16 protein-coding genes are annotated in these 20,379 nt (G+C 69.3%); 11 read left to right on the top strand and 5 right to left on the bottom strand.

The window, feature by feature from the left end; all coding sequences use genetic code 11:
* Nucleotides 1-16 precede the first annotated feature (16 nt).
* Nucleotides 17-1,249, bottom strand: a complete 1,233-nt coding sequence (locus Mam01_RS37580) for a chorismate mutase (protein ID WP_373868674.1) — start codon at nt 1,247-1,249, stop codon at nt 17-19.
* A gap of 306 nt (nt 1,250-1,555) precedes the next feature.
* Here Mam01_RS37580 and Mam01_RS02105 point away from each other — a divergent pair, with 306 nt between their 5' ends.
* The gene (locus Mam01_RS02105; RefSeq protein ID WP_204283693.1) at nt 1,556-4,195 is read left to right on the top strand and encodes a serine/threonine protein kinase; all 2,640 of its coding nucleotides are present in this window, start codon (nt 1,556-1,558) and stop codon (nt 4,193-4,195) included.
* An 87-nt stretch (nt 4,196-4,282) separates the two neighbouring features.
* Here Mam01_RS02105 and Mam01_RS02100 read toward each other — a convergent pair whose 3' ends face one another.
* The gene (locus Mam01_RS02100; RefSeq protein WP_204283691.1) at nt 4,283-4,774 is read right to left on the bottom strand and encodes a hypothetical protein; all 492 of its coding nucleotides are present in this window, start codon (nt 4,772-4,774) and stop codon (nt 4,283-4,285) included.
* Between the two features lie 203 nt (nt 4,775-4,977).
* Nucleotides 4,978-5,751 carry a MerR family transcriptional regulator gene (locus tag Mam01_RS02095; RefSeq protein WP_204283690.1) on the bottom strand — a complete coding sequence of 258 codons (774 nt, stop codon included), beginning with the start codon at nt 5,749-5,751 and terminating at the stop codon, nt 4,978-4,980.
* Nucleotides 5,752-5,807: 56 nt separating this feature from the next.
* On the opposite strand from Mam01_RS02095, the gene Mam01_RS02090 reads away from it, so the two are divergent.
* Nucleotides 5,808-6,611 (top strand): PIG-L deacetylase family protein, encoded by an 804-nt coding sequence (locus tag Mam01_RS02090; protein ID WP_239100961.1) that lies wholly within the window; start codon nt 5,808-5,810, stop codon nt 6,609-6,611.
* A 79-nt stretch (nt 6,612-6,690) separates the two neighbouring features.
* A complete protein-coding gene (locus Mam01_RS02085) occupies nt 6,691-7,416 on the top strand; it encodes a GNAT family N-acetyltransferase (RefSeq protein WP_204283688.1) in 726 nt (241 codons plus the stop codon).
* Here the strand turns inward: Mam01_RS02085 and Mam01_RS02080 are convergent.
* The gene (locus Mam01_RS02080; protein ID WP_204283686.1) at nt 7,406-8,689 is read right to left on the bottom strand and encodes a helix-turn-helix domain-containing protein; all 1,284 of its coding nucleotides are present in this window, start codon (nt 8,687-8,689) and stop codon (nt 7,406-7,408) included. The genes Mam01_RS02085 and Mam01_RS02080 overlap by 11 nt on opposite strands.
* 179 nt (nt 8,690-8,868) lie before the next feature.
* On the opposite strand from Mam01_RS02080, the gene Mam01_RS02075 reads away from it, so the two are divergent.
* From Mam01_RS02075 to Mam01_RS02050, 6 genes are all read left to right on the top strand, one after another.
* Nucleotides 8,869-9,087, top strand: a complete 219-nt coding sequence (locus Mam01_RS02075) for a hypothetical protein (RefSeq protein ID WP_204283684.1) — start codon at nt 8,869-8,871, stop codon at nt 9,085-9,087.
* Nucleotides 9,084-9,410 (top strand): DUF6907 domain-containing protein, encoded by a 327-nt coding sequence (locus Mam01_RS02070; RefSeq protein WP_204283682.1) that lies wholly within the window; start codon nt 9,084-9,086, stop codon nt 9,408-9,410. Before Mam01_RS02075 ends, Mam01_RS02070 begins: the two co-directional genes overlap by 4 nt.
* A 167-nt stretch (nt 9,411-9,577) precedes the next feature.
* Entirely contained in the window at nt 9,578-13,096 is a 3,519-nt protein-coding gene (locus Mam01_RS02065; protein WP_204283680.1) for a DEAD/DEAH box helicase family protein, read from the top strand.
* Nucleotides 13,093-14,571 carry a restriction endonuclease subunit S gene (locus Mam01_RS02060; protein ID WP_204283678.1) on the top strand — a complete coding sequence of 493 codons (1,479 nt, stop codon included), beginning with the start codon at nt 13,093-13,095 and terminating at the stop codon, nt 14,569-14,571. Before Mam01_RS02065 ends, Mam01_RS02060 begins: the two co-directional genes overlap by 4 nt.
* Nucleotides 14,568-16,136, top strand: a complete 1,569-nt coding sequence (locus Mam01_RS02055; protein ID WP_204283676.1) for a class I SAM-dependent DNA methyltransferase — start codon at nt 14,568-14,570, stop codon at nt 16,134-16,136. The genes Mam01_RS02060 and Mam01_RS02055 overlap by 4 nt, the downstream gene beginning before the upstream one ends.
* A 68-nt stretch (nt 16,137-16,204) precedes the next feature.
* Nucleotides 16,205-18,796 carry an AIPR family protein gene (locus Mam01_RS02050; RefSeq protein WP_204283674.1) on the top strand — a complete coding sequence of 864 codons (2,592 nt, stop codon included), beginning with the start codon at nt 16,205-16,207 and terminating at the stop codon, nt 18,794-18,796.
* A 44-nt stretch (nt 18,797-18,840) separates the two neighbouring features.
* On the opposite strand, the gene rpsD is transcribed toward Mam01_RS02050, so the two are convergent.
* The gene (rpsD, locus tag Mam01_RS02045) at nt 18,841-19,455 is read right to left on the bottom strand and encodes a 30S ribosomal protein S4 (RefSeq protein ID WP_204283672.1); all 615 of its coding nucleotides are present in this window, start codon (nt 19,453-19,455) and stop codon (nt 18,841-18,843) included.
* A 66-nt stretch (nt 19,456-19,521) separates the two neighbouring features.
* Here rpsD and Mam01_RS02040 point away from each other — a divergent pair, with 66 nt between their 5' ends.
* Nucleotides 19,522-19,917, top strand: a complete 396-nt coding sequence (locus Mam01_RS02040; RefSeq protein WP_204283670.1) for a hypothetical protein — start codon at nt 19,522-19,524, stop codon at nt 19,915-19,917.
* On the top strand, nt 19,893-20,228 hold the full coding sequence (locus Mam01_RS02035) for a DUF2470 domain-containing protein (protein WP_204283668.1): 336 nt from the start codon (nt 19,893-19,895) through the stop codon (nt 20,226-20,228). The genes Mam01_RS02040 and Mam01_RS02035 overlap by 25 nt, the downstream gene beginning before the upstream one ends.
* Nucleotides 20,229-20,379 lie beyond the last annotated feature (151 nt).

Genomic DNA, 20,379 nt, shown 5'->3' with positions numbered 1-20,379 from the left:
AGTGGGGCCCTGGCGATCACATGCCGTCTGTGTCCCGGTCGCGGGCTCTCTCCTCCTCCGCCGCGTGCAGGCCCGCCTCGATCACCGCGTTCATAATCGGCGCGAGCCGCCGTACGCCCAGGCGGGGAGCGCGCCGGGCCATGCCCGCGACCAGGCGGCGCTCGCGCTCCATGTCCCGTCCCTGGAAGCCGCCGACGGGCTTGAGCCGCTGGATCCGCGCGGCCAGCAGGGCCCGTCGTTCGAGGAGGACGGCGAGAGCCGCGTCCACCCGGTCGATCTCCCCCCGGGCCTCGGTCAGGGTCCGCGGGGACTGCGGGCGGACGAGGGCCGCGAGGACGGTCGCCGCCTCGTCGGCCGCCGCGCGCGCTTCGGGTGGTGCGGCGGGGTCGAGCAGCAGGCCGTCGGCCCCCGCCGCGACGGCCGCGCCCGCGAGGCCGCCGTCGCGGCCCAGCGCGGCGAGCACCGGGCGACCAGTCCGCTCCCGCGCGGCGCGCATGAGCGCGAGGTCGGGCGCTGAGCGGAAGGCTGAATCGAAAGCCGCGTGGGCGGTCGCGTCGGGAGCGCGGCCGAGTGCGAGGACGGCGCCCGAGTTGCAATCGGAGTTGGAATCGGAGGCGGAATCAGAGGCAGGGCCGGAGTCGGGGGCGGGCGCGAGATCGGACGGGGAAAGGTGGGACGGCGGCAGGTGGGACGCGGCGCCGGCCGGTTCCGTACGGCCACCGTTCTCGCAGAGCACGATCGCCTCGTTGCCCTCGGCCGCGCAGTCGTCGGCGGCGGCCAGCCACTCCTCCAGCGTCACCGCCCGTCCTCGCTGATCTACCCCCCGCTGGAGGATCACGGGCAGCCCGAGCCGGGCCGCGGCGCGGACGAGACCGGGTTCGCGGGCCCAGGCCGGCCCGATCACCACCGCGTCGGCATGCCTGGCCACGGCGGGCAGGTCGGCGGCCGAGGACAGCTCCACCAGCAACGGCCCGGCCCAGCGCGCCCTCGCCTCCCCGGCCGCCTTCTCGGCCATCTCCCCCGTCGTCTCCCCGTCTGTCTTCCCGGCAGCCCCGGCCGCTCGGTCGGATCGGTCGGATCGGTCGGACTGGGCGGATCGGTCGTAGCGGGCCTCTGGTGAGTCGCCGGCGGCGGGCAGACGCAGCCACCGGGCGTTCTCCCCGCCGATCACCACCACGGGGAGCCCATGACCGATCATCAGGTCGCCGATTCGTACGGCGTCTCGGTCGAGCTGGGCTGTCTTCGACATGCGGGCTCCTCGCAGGCCGGGAAATTCCGGCCAGAAAGCTCTGGCCAGCGGTTCTGACAACGAAAAAGGCAGAGACGCTGGCGTCCCTGCCTCAAGCCGGCTCCGGATGGTCGCTAGCTCACGATCGCGACCGGCCCTCCCGGAACCGGCCTGGTAAACGAGCTGTACCTACCCATATCTAGGACCTTAGCAGCGACGGGCCACGACTCGAACCGATTTGTCTCGGATCTCGGGATGGCGAGCGGTGGGGGCGGTTGATCCCTTTGCCATCCGTGGGACGATTCATGGGTCCAGGAAGGGGTTCGAGTGGCGCGTGCGGAAAGCCGGCTCGTCGGAGGCCGGTACCAGTTGATGGAGCCGATCGGCCGGGGTGGCATGGGAGTGGTCTGGCGGGCCCACGACCAGTTGCTTGACCGCCCTGTCGCGGTCAAGGAGGTCCGCTACGACAGCGCCATGGGCGACGAGCTCAGCGACCTCAACCGCCGCACCATGCGCGAGGCCCGCGCCGCGGGGCGTCTGACCCATCCCAACGTGGTGGTCGTCCACGACGTGATCGAGGAGGACGACCGGCCCTGGATCATCATGCAGCTCGTGCAGTCCCGCTCGCTGGGACAGGTGATCAGGGAGGACGGCCCGCTGTCCCCCGAGCGCACCGTCGAGATCGGGCTGCAGATCCTCGACGCGCTTCGCGCCGCCCACCGCCAGGGCGTTCTGCACCGTGACGTGAAGCCGGAGAACGTGCTCCTCACGGATGACGGCCGGGTGGTCCTGACCGACTTCGGCATCGCCCGGCTCGAAGCCGACAACACGATGACCCGCACCGGCCTCGTCGGCACTCCCGCCTTCATCGCCCCCGAACGGCTCCGCGGCGAGGCCGCGCAGCGCGAGTCGGACCTGTGGTCGCTCGGCGCCACGCTCTACACCGCGGCGGAGGGCAGGCCCCCGCACGACCGGGGTATGGCGATGGCCACCATGCACGCCGTGCTGAACGAGGACCCCGCCCCGGCCCGCCGGGCGGGCGCGCTCGGCCCGGTGCTGATGCGCATGCTCGCCAAGGAGCCCGCCGACCGGCCGGGATACGACGAGCTCGTCCGGCAGCTCAAGCGGGCGGCGCGGGACCTCGTTCCGCCGCCCGCCCGGTCCGACGGCCCGTCCGCGCCCGGTTCTTCCTCCGCTCCCGCGGAGGCCGCCACGCCTGCCGGGGCCGGTTCTCCCGCCGCCTCCCCGGCCGTGCCGGGTTCCTCCGCGCCTGCTTCACCGCGGTCGCCGAAGCCGGAGGCGTCCCCGAGCCCGAAGTCCCGGACCCGGGAGCCCCAGTCTCCAGAAACACAGTCTCCAGAGGCACAGTCTCTAGAAGCACAGGCCCCGGAGGCTTCGCGGCCCCAGACGTCCGCATCGAGGTCCGAGCCGGGCAAGGCTTCCCGGGGTGTGACGCCGTACCCTCCGGCCGCGCGGCGCGACGACCCTTCCCCGGCGTCCAGCCGGAACGGCGACGGGCCGGACGCCAAGCCCGGCCGGAACGGCGACGGCGCGGGGCAGGTGGCGGGTCAGTCGGCGGGTCGTGGAGTGGCCGGCGACACCGCGAGCCCGGGTGAGACCACCTCGCCCATCCCTGTCGTCCAGGACGACGACTCTCCCGGCTCGGCCGAGGCCGTCTCGGCTGAACCTGGCTCGGCTGAGGCCGGCCGGGGCGAGGGCCGTACAGGGGAAACGGCCTCGGACGCGGCCGGGCGGCCGAACGAGATGCCGGAGACCGGCGTGCAGGCCGCCCCGCCCGCGCGTACGAAGCCCTCGGCCGGCCGGCGGGACGAGGCCGGGAAGAACGGCGAGCCCGCCGCTGGCCGGGGACGGCCGCAGGAGGCGGGCGCGCGCGACGGCAGCACCAGGATCTCCCCCGCCGTCGGCGGGAGCTCCGCCGGGAAGCCCACCGGACAGCCCACCGAGGAGACCACGAAGGACCCCTCGAAGAGGACGTCGTCACGTCCGGCCGCCGCGTCCGGAGCGGCCGCGGCCACCGCGCGAAACGGCGCGAGCGAGCATCGCCGTACGGACGCCAGGGCGGGCACCACAGCGGACACCGCAGCGGCCGCCCGGGGTACGGGCGCCGGAGTGGCCGGCGTCGGCACAGGCATCGGCGGAGCTCAGGGGGCGCCTGCGGCGTTCTCCCAGGAGGGGGCCGTCTGGCAGCACGACACCACCACGACGCCCGGCACGTCGCGCGCGCCCGGGGGCCTGCTGAAGGCCGCGCTGATGCTCGTCGGGCTGGTGGTCATCGTGGGTGTCGCCGGCTACCTCGGCGTACAGGCGGGCAGGAGCGGCTCGGAGGAGAAACCCTCCTCCGGGTCTGCCGCAGGCCCGGCCGAGACGGGGAAGAACACCCAGGAGGCCACTGCCGCGGCGTCGTCCTCGGCCGCGCCGTCCTCCGCCGAGCCGTCCGCGACCCCCTCGGAGGAGGCGACGGCCTCGCCGTCCCCCAAGCCCTCCAAGAGCTCCGAAGCCCCCGGGCCGGGGGACGTCCCCGACGGCTGGCACAAGTACAAGCACTCGAGCGGCTTCTCGCTCGCGCTGCCGAAGGGATGGCACGTCGACGGCAGCGGCAACGGCGAGGTTCGCTTCCGCGGTGACTCGCACACCTATCTGGAGGTCCACCACACCTCCAGTCCCGAGTCGGACGCCCTGAAGACCTGGCGGCGCGACGTGCCGGGGATGAGCGGGAACTTCCCCGGCTACAAGCTCGTCGAGATCCGGGAGGTCAAGGACTTCTGGAAGACCGCGGCCGACTGGGAGTTCACCTTCGGCGACAGCCGGTTCAGGTCACGCGTGATCGACCGCGGATTCGTCACCGACAAGAACAACGGCTACGCGCTGCTCTACAAGACCCAGGACAAGGACTGGAAAAAGAAGAAGAAGACCTTCGAGACCATCGCCGCCACCTTCAAGCCTTGATCAGCGACCGCCGGACGCGCCACCCCATGACCGCCGGGCTCCCGTCCTCGGGGGTCCGGCGGTCACGGCACGGCGGCGGGATGCGGGTCAGGGCTGGCCGACGTAGTCGACCAGGACGGTCGCCGTACGGGCGGTCCAGCTGGTGGGCATGGGCGTGAACGTCACCTTCCCCGACCCGTAGCACGGCAGCGTCGCGGTGACCGGGATCTCGGCCTTGACCCCGTAGTAGCTCAGCGCGAGCGCCCTCGAGACGGTCGACGGGTCGCCCAGGTCCACCACGATCGTGGTGCCGCCACCGCCGGTGTAGCCGGCGCTCGCCGCCGACGACGAGATCGCGAGGGGCCGCACCTCCACGCTCTGCCCGGCGAGCGGATGGCCGGTCTGTCCTGGGTGTACCGGCCCGAAGCACGCCATCTTGATGGTCGCGTGACCGGTCTGACCGTTGACGTAGCCGTAGAAGTACTGGTGGGGAGCGACGGGAGCGGGGTCGGCGACCTCGGCCGAGGCGGGGAGCGCGGTGGCCGCCACGAGGGCGGCGGCGGCCAGGGGGACGAGGCGCGCTGCGGCGGTGCGGAACACGGGACCTCCGGCGGACGACAGGGACGGGGGCGTGCGACCCGCACGGTAGGCCGGTCCTTCCGGCGGGTCAACGCTCCCGCTTCCCCGCTGAATCCGGGGCTCGGAAGACGCGGCGGACCCCGTGAAAGGTTCACCCCGCCCGCACCCCGCCCCGACGACCGCCTCCGGCATCCGGCGCGGCCGGACCGGGCCTGGGGACGGGTTCAGCCCGCCCGGCGGGCCTGCTCCAGGTAGGCGACCAGGCCGGACATCCGCTCGGCCGGCCAGGGCAGGTTCGCTCCGATCTCCGCGCTGTTGTCCCGCCACATCCTGCGGGCCGCCGCCGCGGTCTCCGCGCCCGCGGGCCCTTCCGGGTGGAACCGGCCCGCCAGCGCGTCCCAGCGGCGTACGAGGTCCCGGGCCCGCGGGTCGTCCGCGGGGATGCCGCCGGCCAGGTGCCGCAGGCCCTCCTCGACGAGGCCGGCCCACTCGCGCCTCGCGGCCTCGACGCCCTCGGGGCCCAGCGCGTCCCGCCGCTCCGTGAGCCGGCCGCGCTGCTCTTCAGTGAAATACGTCTCGAACACCGACATGACCTCCAACGTCGCCATCAACCGATCCGGATCGGGGCCGTACGGGTCGCCGGTCTGCCGGAGCAGGTCACCGATCCGCTGCCGCAGCACGCCGATCCGTTCGGCGTGCTGGTCGAGCCTGCGCAACTGCTCAGCGAGCAGGTCACGCAGCGACTCCGGGTCGTCCGCCGCGCCCGCGAGTACGGCCGCGACCTCCTCCAGCGACAGCCCGAGCCCGCGCAGTGCCCGTACGCGGTAGAGCCGGCGCAGGTCACGTTCGGTGTACCGGCGATGGCCGGCGACCGTGCGCTCGCTCGCGACGAGCAGTCCTATCTCGTCGTAGTGGTACAGCGCGCGCACGGTCGTCCCGGTGGCCCGCGCCAGTTCTCCGATGGACCACCGTCGTCCGGCGTCGTCTGCCCCGCTCACGCCGGAAACGCTACGACCTCCCGCGACGGGAGGTTCAAGGGCCGAAGGCCGCTTGGGTGGCCGAAGTGGCGACGGTCCTGGCCTTCCACGCGCACCCGGACGACGAGGCGCTGCTCACCGGCGGCACGCTCGCGAGGTTGGCGGCCGAGGGACATCGGGTGATCGTCGTGGTCGCCTCCGACGGGGTCATGGGCGCGGCCACCGGCCCGGACGGGCGGATGCGGCTGGACGAACTACGCGCCGCCGCGAGCGTGCTGGGCGTCGCCCGGGTCGTCCACCTCGGCTACGCCGACAGCGGGCACGGGCCGATCCTGTTCCCCGACCCGCCGGATCGTCCGCGATTCGCCCGCGCTCCGGAGGACGAGGCCGCCGCGCGGCTGGCCGGGCTGCTGCGTGACGAGCACGTGGACCTGCTGCTCAGCTACGACGCGCACGGCGGCTACGGGCACCACGACCACGTGAAGGTGCACCGCGTCGGCGCCCTCGCCGCCGAGATGACCGGTGCGCGCGTCCTGCAGGCGACGATGCCGCGGGAGCCGCTGGTGCGGCTGTTCAGCCTGCTCCGGTTCCTCCGGCTCCCGGTCCGCCACGAGACCGTCGGTTACAGCTCCCGGGCCGAGATCACCCACCGGATCGACGTGCGCCGCTTCGCCCGGCAGAAGCGGGCGGCCCTCGCCGCCCACCGGTCGCAGGTGTACGGGCGCGGCCGGACCGGGGCGGTCTTCCGGATCTTGGTCGGGCTTCCCGCGCCCGTGTTCGGCCTCCTGCTCGGGCGGGAGTGGTTCATCGATCCAGCCGTCTCACCGGCCTCCGGCGTCCACGACGACCTCCTCCGGAAGGCAGGTCAGGAACCCGCCTGACTAGACTGCGGCTGCACGCAGGTCGCGGCCCGGCATGGAAGGCACTGAGCGGAAGGCACTGAGTGGAAGGCACTGGGCGATGATCGACCGCGACACCGTCGCACTCGACGACCCGGTCGGCGAGTCGCTCCGCGGCCACCACGCGCACCTCGCCCGCCGGCTCGGCCGGGCTGCCGGTTACCTGCCGGAGGTCGCGAGCTTCTCCACGGTGTCCGCCGAGCCGGACCCGGCGGAGTGGGACGACCTCGCGCGCCTGCTCGGTCGCGGCGGGTTCGCCGACCTGTTCAGCTGCCCGGCGACCCCGCCCGCCGACTGGGAGCCGCTCTTCACTCTCGACGGCCTCCAGCTGGTCTTTCCCGCGATCCCCGGTCGCGCCGACGTCGAGCCCTGCTCGGAGATAGTCGAACTGGGGGTCGGCGACGTGCCGGAGATGCTCGATCTCACCGCGCGGACCCGGCCGGGACCGTTCTGGCCCCGCACTCACGAACTCGGCACCTACCTGGGAATCCGCGAGAACGGCGCCCTGGTCGCCATGGCGGGCGAACGGCTCCGCCCACCCGGATGGACCGAGATCAGCGCCGTCTGCACCGCCCCCGAAGCGCGCGGGCGGGGGTATGCCGCCCGGCTGGTGAACGCCTTGGTCGCACGCATCATCGCGCGGAACGAGCGCCCGTTCCTCCACGCGGCCGAAGCCAACACCTCCGCGATCGCCCTCTACGAGCGGCTCGGCTTCGCCGTCCGCAGGCGCGTGACCTTCCGCGGCTTCCGTACGCCGTGGCCCCCGTCGCCGCGGATCACGCCGTAGCGGTCCCAGCGCCTGCCCCGAGGAGTTCGCGGAACTCGCCGACGGCCCTGCGTCCGCGCTGGTCCACCGGTACGGCCCGCAGCACCAGACGCCCGGTCTGCACGATGTGGTGGCTGCGATAGGCGGCCGGAAGGCTGGTGATCACGGCGGCGGCTTGGCGCATGCCCGTGTCCGCTCCTCCCTTGGAGACGATGCAGAGCGCCTCGTGCAGACGGACGTTCGCGTCGTACTGATAGTCGCGGGTGGCGGCGAGCACCTGCTGCCTGGCGCGGTCAGCCGCCGCCTCGTCACCCGCGCTGGCGTACACCCAGCTCTCCGCGAAGTTGATCTGGTCCGGTTTCCAGAAGCCGAACGCTTCTCCTTTGACGCCGCCGCACGCGAGCGCGATGAGGGCATTCACGGTGTCGCGCGCCTCGTCGTGCCTGCCCAGCAGGCTCAACGCCTTCGCCCGGGTGGTGAGCAGGTCAGCGGTCGGCCCGCCCGCGATCCGCTCGGCGCTCTCGACGAGGCCCAGCACGGTCTCCGGGTCGCGCTGCCCGTAGAGCCCGTGGCCCGCCTCCTCCCCCCGGACCATCAGCCGCAGCCCGAGGTCGCCGGAGGCGTCGGCCGCCTGGCGGGCCGTACGCCACCAGCGCAGCGCCGCGCCGTGCTCGCCCAGGCGGGTCAATGCGTTGCCCTGCACGGACGCGAGCGTGGCGGTGATCCGCTGGAGCTCGACGGCTTGAGCGGGAGTCGCCGTCTCCAACTGCCGCCGCACGGTCAGCAGGTCGACGAGCAGGTCCGACGCCACCTGGGACGGGGGGCGAGTCCGCAACGCGTACAGGTGGTCCGCGCAGGCCATTTCCCAGTCCTCGACGGCCCGGAACTCCTGGCCGAACGCGTCACCGAGGAGCCGCCGAATGGGCTCGGAACCGGCGCCGAGCGTCCCGGCGATGGCGAGTTGCAGAAGATGTCGGCGTTCCGTCGCGATCTCCTCCTCCGCGCGTGGTCCCGTCGCCACCGTACGCAGCCTTTCCAGCTCCACGACAGTGGCGTGCAGCGCCACAAGGTGCTGACCCGCACCGAGAGCCGTATCCAGCCTCGCCACCACGTCCGCGTGCGGGCGAGCAAGCCCGCGTTCCCACTTCGACAGGTCCCCGTCGTCCAGATAGGCCGCCTTGGCCACCTCGCGCTGGCTGAGATGCCGCACCTCCTCGCGCCAGTGCCGTACGGCGGAGCCGAGCAGATGCCAGGGGGAAGCAGCCGGATTGACCGGCTCGGAGGAACGCGGCACGGGCACCTCTCGGTTGCTGGTGGGCGCTGGAGGCCGAGCTCCCAGCGCCGATGCGCTTCCGGCGTCCCCGACCGTTCCCCATGATGACATCGTCCAGGGTTCACGACCTGGTAAAACGCGGGACCCGCAGGCGTTCGCGGCGCCGTACGGGTCCCTTGATCAGGAGGAGGTCCTGACCCATGTCACACGATAGGGGCAACACCGCCGGGACGAGGTTCGCCGGGTGGCGGATCATGCGGAGCGACGCGGGCCGCTTCTGGGCGACCCGCGAGCGTCCGTTCCCCCTCCGAGCGGAGGACGCGGGCGCCTTCCGCACCGTGGACGGCGACGACCTGCGCGAGCTCTGCCACGCCATCGCCGAGCAGGAGAGCCTGGCCGACCTGGCGGTGGGTCCGTGAAGCGCCTCGTCAGGGCCTTCCTGCGCACTCGGTGGTGCCCGCCCTGGTGCATGGAGGCGCACATCGGCGAGCGGCGCGGCGAGCGTATCCACAACGCATGGCTGCGCGGCGTGGAGCTGAGCGCGGATCCCCTGTCCCGACAGTTGTGGCTCGACCTGATCCTCCGACCGGAGGACGACGAACCATATGTACAGGTCCAGCTCGACGACCACCTTGTCGCCGAACTGACGGTTTCCCAGGCACGCGCCGCCGGGGTTCACCTGATCGAACTCGGCAGCCTGGGCGGCATGGAATCGCCGGACCCCCCGGTACCAGGGGCCTGACGTCTCCACCCCGCTGGTCGGATTGTCCCGACCGGCGGGGTCCGGGCACTGTGATCAGATTGTGTCGACAGGGATTAGCCTCCGATGTCCTGAATGCCAGAAAAACGGCTTGCCTGATCATGCAGACTGGGCAACGACGATCGAAGCCGGGCATGGAAGGACCTGGGGTGACGGAGGACCCACGCTTACGCGATCTCGCCGGCCGCTCCCCTAATTTCGGGTTCCTACTCCGGCACGAGCCACTTCTGGTGGCCTATGGCGCGGGTGCCGAGGCCATCGTTTTCACCGACCCGAATGGCGCGCTCATCAAATGCCGCCAATTCATCGAAGTGCTGACGGCCGTGATGATTCGGTCCACCGGAATTCCGGTGGACGGACATAACCTGGTTCATCGCATCAACGCCCTGACCACGGCGAACGTGATCACGCCGAATGTCGCCGACGCGTTCCATCAGATCCGCCGGTCGGGGAACGAAGCCGTGCACGCGCACGCGGCCAGCGCTCCCACGGCCCTGCGCTGCCTCGAACGCTGCTTCCAACTGGGCCTGCTGCTCCATCGCGCGATCACGGGCGAGCGGGAACTCGTCGCCTTCGTTCCCCTGTCACCGCCCGCGCTCCTCGCCAGTGCCGAACTCACCACGGAGCTGGAACGCTTCAAATCAGAACTAGCCGAGGCCAAGCTCGTGCTGGACGGGTCTCGTACCCGGGAGCAGGCCGAAGCAGAGGCCCGTCAGGCGGCCGAGGCGGAACTCAACCGAGCGCAGGCTGACCGTGATGGCGCAGCCGCACAGGTGCAGGCCCTCGCAGCGGAACTCAACGCCCTGCGCGCTCGGTTCGAACAGGAGACGGCCGGGCCCGCCAAAGTCTCCCCGGCCCGGCGGGACGCCATCGGCCGCCGGGCGCGTCAGGCTCCGCCGCTGACCGAGGCCCAGACACGGCGCACGATCGACCGGATGCTCAGCGAGGCCGGCTGGATCGTGCAGGACATGCCGGAGCTCAACCCCGGCGCGGGCCGAGGAGTGGCCGTACGGGAGTTCGCCATCGGCCGCAAGCGCGCCGACTATGTCCTCTACGTCGATCAGAAGATCGTTGGAGTCATCGAGGCCAAGCGTGAGGGGACGCCACTGACCGGGGTGGAGTGGCAGTCAGACGACTATGCGTCCGCGTTGCCCGGGAGCCACCGTATGGCCGTGTGGCGGCGCGACGAGCCGCTCCCGTTCCGCTACGAGAGCACCGGGGTCGAGACGCACTTCACCTGCACGCTCGACCCCGATTCCCGATCGCGCGAGGTGTTCTCCTTCCACCGGCCCGAGACCATCGCGCGCTGGATGGCCGAGGCCGGTGAAACACCGCAGGCCCCCACGTTCCGTGCCCGGCTGCGCACCATGCCGCCGCTCGACGCCGACGGGCTGCGACCGGCACAGGCCGACGCCATCGAACGGATGGAGCGTCACCTTCGCGGCAACCACCAGCGTGCGCTGGTGCAGATGGCCACCGGCGCGGGCAAGACGTTCACGGCCGTCACGCTCTCCTATCGGCTCTTCAGGTACGCCGGGGTGAAACGCGTCCTCTTCTTAGTCGACCGGAACAACCTGGGTGATCAGGCGGCCGGGGAGTTCGCTCGGTACGTCACCGACAGCGGGCAGACGCTCGGCGAGGATTACACCGTTCAGCGCCTCTCCAGCGGCACTGTGCTCGACTCCGCGAGTGTGGTCGTCACCACGATCCAGCGGCTCTACCGCGCGCTCACCGGTCAGCCGCTGCCCGCCGGAGAAGCCGACGAGCAGGACGTGGACGACTTCGTCCCTTCCCGGCCCGTGGACGCGGTCTACAACACCGCACTGCCGCCCGAGGCGTTCGACCTCGTGGTGGTGGACGAGTGCCACCGGTCGATCTTCGGGCGCTGGCGGGCCGTCCTGCAGTATTTCGACGCGCCCGTCGTCGGTCTGACCGCCACGCCGACCGCGCAGGCACTCGCGTTCTTCGGTGATCCGGTCAGCGAGTACACCTACGAGCAGTCCGTCGCCGACCGCGTCAACGTCGACTTCGCCGTGTTCCGGATCAAGACGAAGATCGGCGAGGACGGCTCGACGATTCCGGCCCTGGACGAGGACGGCACCCGTACGGTCGTGCCGAAGCGGGATCGGCGCACCCGCAGGCAGCGGTACGAGGAACTCGACGAGGACTTCACCTACGGCTCGCGGGAGATCGGCCGGTCGGTGGTCGCCAAGGACCAGATCCGCACCGTCGTGTCGGCCTACCGCGACCACGTGTTGCCGCGCATGTTCCCGCACTATGCCTCGACGGTGCCAAAGACGCTTATCTTCGCGCAGGACGACTCACACGCCGACGACATCGTGCAGGCCGTACGCGACGTGTTCGGCAAGGGCAACGACTTCTGCGCGAAGATCACCTACCGGTCGAAACTGGCCGGCGAGGACCCCAAGGACCTGCTGCGGCGGCTGCGAACCAGTGCTGACCTGCGGATCGCGGTGACCGTGGACATGGTCGCCACCGGCACCGACGTCAAGCCTCTGGAATGTGTGTTCTTCATGCGCAGCGTGAGGAGCGCCGTCTACTTCGAGCAGATGAAGGGCCGCGGCTGCCGCACCATCGACCCGGACGACTTCCAGGCCGTCACCCCGGACGAGGGTGTCACGACCAAGGACCGCTTCGTCATCGTGGACGCCGTCGGGGTCACCGATCATCCGCTGTGCCAGGCCACACCGTTGAACCGGGACCCGGAGAACCGGCTCAGCCTCAAGCAGCTTCTCTCCCGGGCCGCCGCCCTCTCCCTGGACGAGGCCCAGACCGCCACCCTGGCCGCACGCCTGGACGCTCTCGACCGCAAGATCAATGACGCCGAACGCGACGAACTCGCTCAGGTCGGTCAGGGCACGACCCTGCGCGAACTGGTCCAGAAACTCGCCACGGCGGTCGACCCCGACGAACTCGCCCACACCGCCGACCAGGGCGGCGAGGACGCGGTCGCCGAGCGACTGCGGGAGGCCGCCCGCCCGCTGGCCGAGAACCCGGAACTGCGTGAGCGAATCATCGACATCCGGGACAAGCACGACCAGCTCATCGACGAGATCAGCCGCGACAAGGTCACCGACGCGAGCGTCGTGCCGCGCGAGCGCATCGCGCGCAACACCGTCGAGTCCTTCCGCTCCTACCTTCGCACCCACCGCGATTCGATCGCCCTCATGCGGGCGCTGGAAGGGAGCGGCACCGTCCGGCTGTCCTGGGCCGAGGTCAGCGATCTGGCCCACCGCATCGAACGAGTCCCCCTCGTCGGCAACGTGACGCACCTGTGGGAGGCGTACGAGAAGACCGAGGACAAGGTACGCACCCGGGGCTACCGGGCCAGGCCGACCGACCTCGTCTCCATCATCAGGTACGAGCTGCGTCTCGACGCGGAGTTGCGACCGTTCCGCAGCATCGTGGAAGAGCGGTACGCGGCCCGGCTCGCCCGGCACCAGGCAGCCGAGGGCGCCTTCTCACCGATGCAGCGGTGGTTCCTGGACAAACTGTGCGAGATCATCGTCAACAGCGCGGAGGTCGCTGAAGACGCCCTGGACTACGCTCCCTTCGACCTGCGCGGCGGCGAGGACGGCTTCTACGATGCCTTCGGCGACCGCGCCCCCACCCTCCTCGACGACCTCACAAGGAACCTCACCGCATGACTTCATTGCCCTCGATCCCGGACTCCTGGGCATGGACGACTCTTGGCGAAATAGCTGACGTCGTCGGAGGTGTGACCAAGGACACAAAGAAACAGTCCGACCCCACCCTTCCTCTCGTTCCTTATCTACGGGTCGCCAACGTTCAGCGTGGCCGAATCGATCTCGGATCAATAGCAGAAATTCGGGTTCCCCCAGCGGTGGTCGAGCGTCTCCGGCTTCTTCCCGGCGACGTGTTGCTCAACGAGGGAGGCGACCGCGATAAGCTCGGCAGAGGATGGGTTTGGGAGGGGCAGCTCTCAGAATGCATCCACCAGAATCATGTTTTCCGCGCTCGCATTCACGGCAATGTCCTGCATCCCCAGATCCTCGCCTGGTTCGCAAACGAGTGCGCCCAAGAATGGTTCGCATCGAACGGGAAGCAGACTACCAATCTAGCTTCCATCAGCCTGTCCACAATCAAGAGATTGCCCGTTCCGGTTCCACCAAAAAGCGAGCAGCAGCGTATAGTTCGCGCCTTGGAAAATCACCTGAGCCACCTGTCCACTGTGCAAGAGATGCTTTTTTCAGCGGAAGCACAAATGGTAGAGCTTGTCGATCGCATCAGGACGGATGCCATCGAGACCGCTACTTCGACACAGACGAGACCGTTGGAGTCACTCCTGAGAGAGCCTCTTCGCAACGGCTACTCCGGGCGGGCCTCAGCGGACGGAGTAGGCGTCAGGACTCTCACCTTGACGGCGGTGACAAAAAACCAGTTCACCGAGACCAACACCAAGATAGCGACGGCCGAATCGGCACGCGTTCGCGACCTTTGGCTAGAGCCCGGCGATATTTTAGTCCAGCGCTCCAACACTCCAGAGCTGGTCGGAACATCGGCACTTTTCAACGGAGAGAAGCAGTGGGCAGTCTTTCCGGACCTGCTGATACGCGTGCGACTGAACAGCGAGGCGTCCCCTGACTTCGTGCAGCTCGTTCTGCAGACCAGCAAGATCCGCCACTTCTTCAAAGCTTCAGCCAAGGGGCTTGCCGGCTCGATGCCGAAGATCGACCAGGGGACGATTCTCCGGACACCTATACCTGCCTTACCTGTCGAGGAGCAGCACGAGATTGTCGGGCGAGTGGCGAAGCGACTTGCGGAAGTCGAGTCCCTCGCTGAGTTGATCGACCGGGTGAAGGTGCAGGCCGCTGCCCTTCGCGGCAGGTTGCTGACCAACGCCTTCGAAGGCCGACTGGTGCCTCAGGACCCAACGGACGCCCCGGCCGAAGAGCTTCTCCAGCGGATCGCTACCGAACGCACGGCTTCAGTGAAGCAAATGCGACGGCCGAGCAGGCGGACGGCCGTGATGCCCGATCCTCGCCTGGCCGAAGATGCCGCGCCTGTGGGTCGCAGTGATCTCATGCGGCCGATGCCTGCAGACGTGCCCTCAGCCGAAACCCAAGAAGCGCTGTTCCCAGAGGAGGGGCTGTCCTCGTGACCGACACGCTGAATCAGGCACCAGAAGGCGAGTCGCGGGAGACGGCGGCGCACACGCGTTCTCTCGTAGACAGGCTGTGGAGCTACTGCGATGTGCTCCGGGATGCGGGCGTACCGGCGATCGACTACGTCGAGCAGCTCACCTACCTCTTGTTCCTGAAGATGATGGACGAGCAGGAGAAGAAGAACGCGCGCAGGGGGAAGCCGCACCGCGTCCTTCCCCTCGGCATCGATTGGGACACTCTGGCCGGCAAGAAGGGCGAGGATCTCAAGGAGTACTACGAGCACGTGCTGGAGGTCCTCGGGGAACGCCCCGGCATGTTCCGGCTCATCTTCCTCGGCGCCCAGAACAAGATCCAGGCGACCGGCCTGCTGGAGCGGCTGATCAAGGATCTGATCGGCAAGATTCAATGGTCGAAGGAGGGCGTCGATGTGAAAGGCGACGCCTACGAGGAGCTTCTGGCGCGAAGCGCCAGTGACGTGAAGTCGGGCGCCGGGCAGTACTTCACACCGCGCCCACTGATCCGGGCGATGGTCGACTGCGTGCGTCCGACGCCGGAGGACACGATCGTCGACCCGGCCTGCGGCACCGGCGGGTTCCTGCTGGCCGCCAACGAGTATCTGCGCCGTGAATACCCAGCCGAGTCGCTCGACCCCGACCTTCGCAACCGGCTCAGTCGCGGTCACGCCTTTCACGGCATCGAACTGGTCAGGAGCACAGCGCGCCTGGCAGCCATGAACATGTTGACCCATGGGGTCGTCCCCAGCGAGAACCAGGAAGTCATCGAGGTGGGCGACGCTCTCCTGGCCGAACCGAAGGTCAGGGCGTCGGTGGTTCTCGCCAATCCTCCGTTCGGCCAGAAGTCCGCGATCACTGTGATCGGAGACGACAAGAAGGCGGTCAAGGACGAGGCCGTCTACGCGAGCCGCGACTTCTGGGTCACGACGAAGAACAAGCAGTTGAACTTCCTGCAGCACATAGCGAAGCTGCTGAAGATCGACGGACGGGCCGCCGTAGTGCTGCCCGACAACGTGCTCTTCGAGGGCGGGGCCGGCGAGACGATCCGGCGGCGTCTACTCAAGGAGTACGACGTCCACACGTTGCTTCGGCTGCCCACCGGGATCTTCTACGCGGGCGGTGTGAAGGCGAACGTGCTCTTCTTCGAGCGCAGGCGCCCATCGGAGACGCCGTGGACGTCACAGTTGTGGGTGTACGACTTCCGCACCGGGGAGAACTTCACCCTCAAGCAGCGCCCGCTGCGCCGTGAGCATCTCCAGGACTTCGTCGACTCCTACCTTCCCGGCAAACCGCATGACGAGCGTGTCGCTACGGACCGATTCAGGCCGTTCACCTACGAGGAACTAATTGCTCGTGAGAAGGTCAACCTCGACATTTCCTGGCCGAGGGACGGCTCAGGCGGAGAGACCGCGCCGCGTACCCCGGAGGAGATCGCCCACTCGATCGCGGCCGACCTGAGAGCCGCGCTCACCCAGATCGAAGCCATCGCCGCCGCCCTGGGCCACGGTGCCGAAGGAGAACAGCCTCCGTTCGCCGAGTCCTCCTGACTACACGCGCACGCCACACCTCATGTAAGTGCCATCCGTTCCGTGTTACGCCGACAAGGACAATTCCAGTGGGATCCACCAAGCCTGCGGGCATGCCCCGAGAGATCCATCAGATCAAGGAGGCCCTGCATCGGGAGTTCGATGATCTGATCGACATGAGCGATTCCACGAACAAGTCTCCGGACGAACGGGAGCGGAAGTTCCTCAGCCGCGCGCTGGCCTGCATCGTGGCCAGGAAACTGACCGGCTGGGACAGCTACGCGGCGGCGCAGACGCTGATCGACGGACGCGACGAGATCGGTATCGACGCGGTCGTGGTCGACGAGGAGAGCACCCACGTCTGGCTCATCCAGAGCAAGTGGAACGATCGGGGAAGCGCTGGATTCGGCGTCGGGGAAGCGTTGAAGCTCCTCGAAGGGCTGGACCACATCGACGATCACAACTTCGCGCACTTCAACCAGGCTTTCCAGGAGAACGCGGTAGAGCGCATCAAGAGCGTCTGGCGCGACTTCGATCTGCGGGTGACGCTCGTGGTCGCGCTTACCGGCCCCGGCGACCTGCATCCCGATGTGGAACGGCGATTCACGAACGCCCAGAAGCGATACAACACGATGCAGGATGTGCTCGACTTCGAGGTCTGGGGAACAAAGAGGATCTGGGAGACCGCCCGGGACGACCTGGCCGAGCCTGGGATCAACCTCGTCGCGAAGCTCGACAAGTGGATCCACTTGGGCGATCCGTTCGAGGCGTACCAGGGCCGGGTCTCGGTGGCGGATGTCGCCCAGTGGTTCGAGGCACACGGCGACCGGCTCTTCACGCAGAACATCCGCAAGTCGCTGGGTCTCACCGAGGTGAACCACAAGATGGTGGACACCCTGCTGCGGGAGCCGGCCGATTTCTGGTACTTCAACAACGGCATCACCATGCTCTGCGATTCTCTGAAGCCTGAGGCATGGAGCAAGGCGACCCACGGGCCAATCGATCTCTGTCTTACGGGTGCCAGCGTCGTGAACGGCGCACAGACGGTGGTATCGATCGCCGAGGCGATGCGGCGTGATCCAGAGACCGCTCAGGCCGGATACGTCGGCGTGCGAGTGATCTCCACCGAGGACTGTCCGGAGGGCTTCGGGGATCGGGTAACGCGCAGCACGAACACACAGAACAGGGTGGAGAAGCGTGACTTCGTCTCCCTGCACCGGGAGCAGTCGGTCATCCGTCAGGACTTCGCGCTCGACCTCGGCAAGATCTACACAATCAAGAGGGGCGAGGCCGATCCCGCTCCCGACGCGGGCTGCTCCGTCGTACACGCGGCCACCGCCCTGGCCTGCGCGCATCGCAATCCCGAACTCGCGGCCCGGGCGAAGCAGAGCATCGATCTGCTGTGGGAGGAGGGCGAGCAGGAGGCCTACAACCTGCTGTTCCGCGACAGCCCACCCAGCGCGCACCAGATCTGGCGGTCGGTGCTCGTGCTGCGTGCGGTGGGAGCCGCGCTCCAGTCGGGCCAGAAGGAGCGGGAGGGCCGCGCCGAGGCCATCGCCGAGTACGGCGACTTCCTCATCGCCCATGTCGTCTTCCAGCAGCTTGGCGTCGAGAGCATCGACGACCCTGACTATCCCTGGGAGGATAAGGAGCTCACCCGGGTCCCGCTGCTTACGCAGGAGGCCCTTTCCTGGATGGTCCATCACTTCGACGAGTCTCTCGGCTCAGACTCCTCCGCGAGGGGATTGTTCACCGACCCGATGCGGTGTGCCCAGCTGGCCGACCTCGTGCTGACTGCAATGCGAAGTGGCGTGTCCAGCCCGGCGCTCCGTCCCGAATACCAGCGCAGTAAGCCCAATCCGCGGACGCGTCGTCCGAACGCGGTGCCGACCCTGGTCGACGCGCAGCGCATAGCCCCGGGAACCCTCCTTACCTTCGAGGCCGGAACAAGGCCGGAACGCAGAGCTCTCGGCCCATGGCTCAGTGAGGACCCGCGCCGGGCACAGGCATCCTGGGTGAACGATCGGTCCGCGCCGCTGCTTTGGGCGCTCGACGGGCGGCAGTACTCTCCCACCGGTCTGGTCAATCTGATCTGGAAACTTGCCGGCTGGCAGGCGGCTCCCGTCTCCGTCCAGGGACCGAGGCGATGGGTCGTCCCGGGCGAAGGGTCTCTGTGGGACCTGGCCCTGGGTGTGCTGGCCGACCGCAGCGACCTGCAGCCCCAGACCAAGTGGACACGTATGCATCTGGAGGCCGCGTTGTCCGAGGCACCGCACGAGGTTCGCTCCGTGTTTCGCGACGTGATGGACCACGCCGAACTATCGGGTGCTCGCGTAGTCTCGAACGAGGCGAGATACCCGAGCATCTCCGCCCACTACCCGATCGACGGCACTCCCCGGCCGATGCTGACCATGGGAGCGGAGACAGTCGAAAAGGCCAACCTGTACTTCAGCCTCGGTGCTCTGGTCCGGTACGTGGGAGAAGAGGCGGTCGCTCGGTTCGCGGCGTCGCTGGAGGCGCTGCCTCCGCTCAGACCGCAGCTCAGGGCGGCTCGCACCAGGAACTTCAACGCCTGGCCCGGCCTCTTCCTCGCCGACCTGGCCGAGATCCCCAACGGTGTGGAGATTGTCACAAACGCGATCGAGGACCTCCTGGCCGCCCATCGAGGCGAAGAGCGCTGAAGGCCCGGCCGACGAGGTCGCGAACGAGGGAGAGGCCCGGGGCGTCAGCGGGAGTAGTGCTCGACCACGAGCTGCTCGTCCACCGGGACCACGATCTCCTCGCGCGCGGGGCGGCGCAGCAGGGTGAAGCGCAGCCCGCGGTGGTCGACGTCCAGATAGGGGGCGATCCGTTCGTCGGCGTACGTGCCCTCGGCGGCGGCGACGAACGGCTGCATCCTGACGGACCGGTCCCGTACGGCCACCGACTGGCCCGGCTTGACCTGGTAGCTGGGAATGTCCACCTTGCGGCCGTCGACCGCGATGTGCCCGTGGTTCACGTACTGCCGGGCCGCGTAGATGGACGGCGCCAGGCCGGCCCGCAGGACGAGGGAGGCGAGCCGGGTCTCCAGGAGCGCCACCAGCTCCTCGCCGGACCGGCCGGGACGGCGGACGGCGAGGTCCCAGTAGCGGCGGAGCTGACGTTCGGACACGTCGTAGTACCAGCGAAGCTTCTGCTTCTCCAGCAGCCGCACGCCGTAGTCACCGGCGGTGCGGCGGTTGGTCGCACGGCCGTGCTCGCCGGGCGGGTAGGGCCGGGCCTCGAAGTACTTCACCGCCTTGCGGGTGAGCGGAACGCCCGCCCGGCGCGACAGCCGCACCTTCGGTCCCGTGTAACGCATGGCGCCCTCTTTCCAAGTTAGGTAAGCCTTACTAAGGTGAGCCTAACCTACATCGAAGGAGCTCCCATGCGGCATCCCGTCACCGCTCCCCCGGTCCCCGAGCGCGTACGCACTCTCGCGGCCCTGTCGGCGCCCACCCACGTCTCGGTCGCCGGGTCGGACGTGCCCACGGCCGCCGCCCGCGGCGGTGTGGACGGCAGGGGCCGGCCGGTCCTGCTGGTGCGGCCGGGCGAGGTCCTCTACGGCGCACCCGCCGAGACCCTGGTGACGGTCGACCTCTCCGCGAGCAGGGAGGTCGGGGGGGTCGAGCGGCCCCGCGCCCTGCTCAAGGTGCGCGGCTGGACGCGGCCCGTGCCCGCGCCGCCGCCGTCGCCATCGCGGAGGCGTGCCCCGACGAGGACCTCTTCGCGGCCGTCGAGGGCGGTGCTCCCGCGCTGGTGCGCGTCGACGTCTGCCACGTGATCTATCTGACCGGCGGGGACTCGGGCGTCCTCGACGCCGAGACGTACCTCGCCTCGGCCCCCGACCCGCTGCTGCCACCGGCCGAGCGCATGGTGCGCCACGTCAACGGGTCCCACGCGCAGCAGCTCAGGGAGGCGGCGGAGAGGCTGACGGGCGAGGCGGCTCCCGGCGAGGTGTGGCTGTGGGAGCTGGACCGCTACGGCGCCACTCTGCGGCCGGGGCCCGGCCATCTCATCCGGGTCCCCTGGGCGGCGCCCGTCGCGACTCCCGAGGAGCTCGAACACGCCCTGGCGTGTCTGCTGTCGCCGTGACATGACCATGACGGCATGATGAAAGTTGCAACTCCATACGAAATCGACCGCAGGTCAGGAGGTTGCGAGGGGTCTTCTCGTTGACCGTGCGGGGTGGCGGGGAACAGGATGCGGCTCGATCTGCGCCCGGCACGGGCGACAGCGCGATCGC

Source organism: Microbispora amethystogenes (genome assembly GCF_016863015.1).
Classification (GTDB): Bacteria; Actinomycetota; Actinomycetes; order Streptosporangiales; family Streptosporangiaceae; genus Microbispora; species Microbispora amethystogenes.
This window is presented reverse-complemented; position numbering and strand designations above follow the sequence as displayed.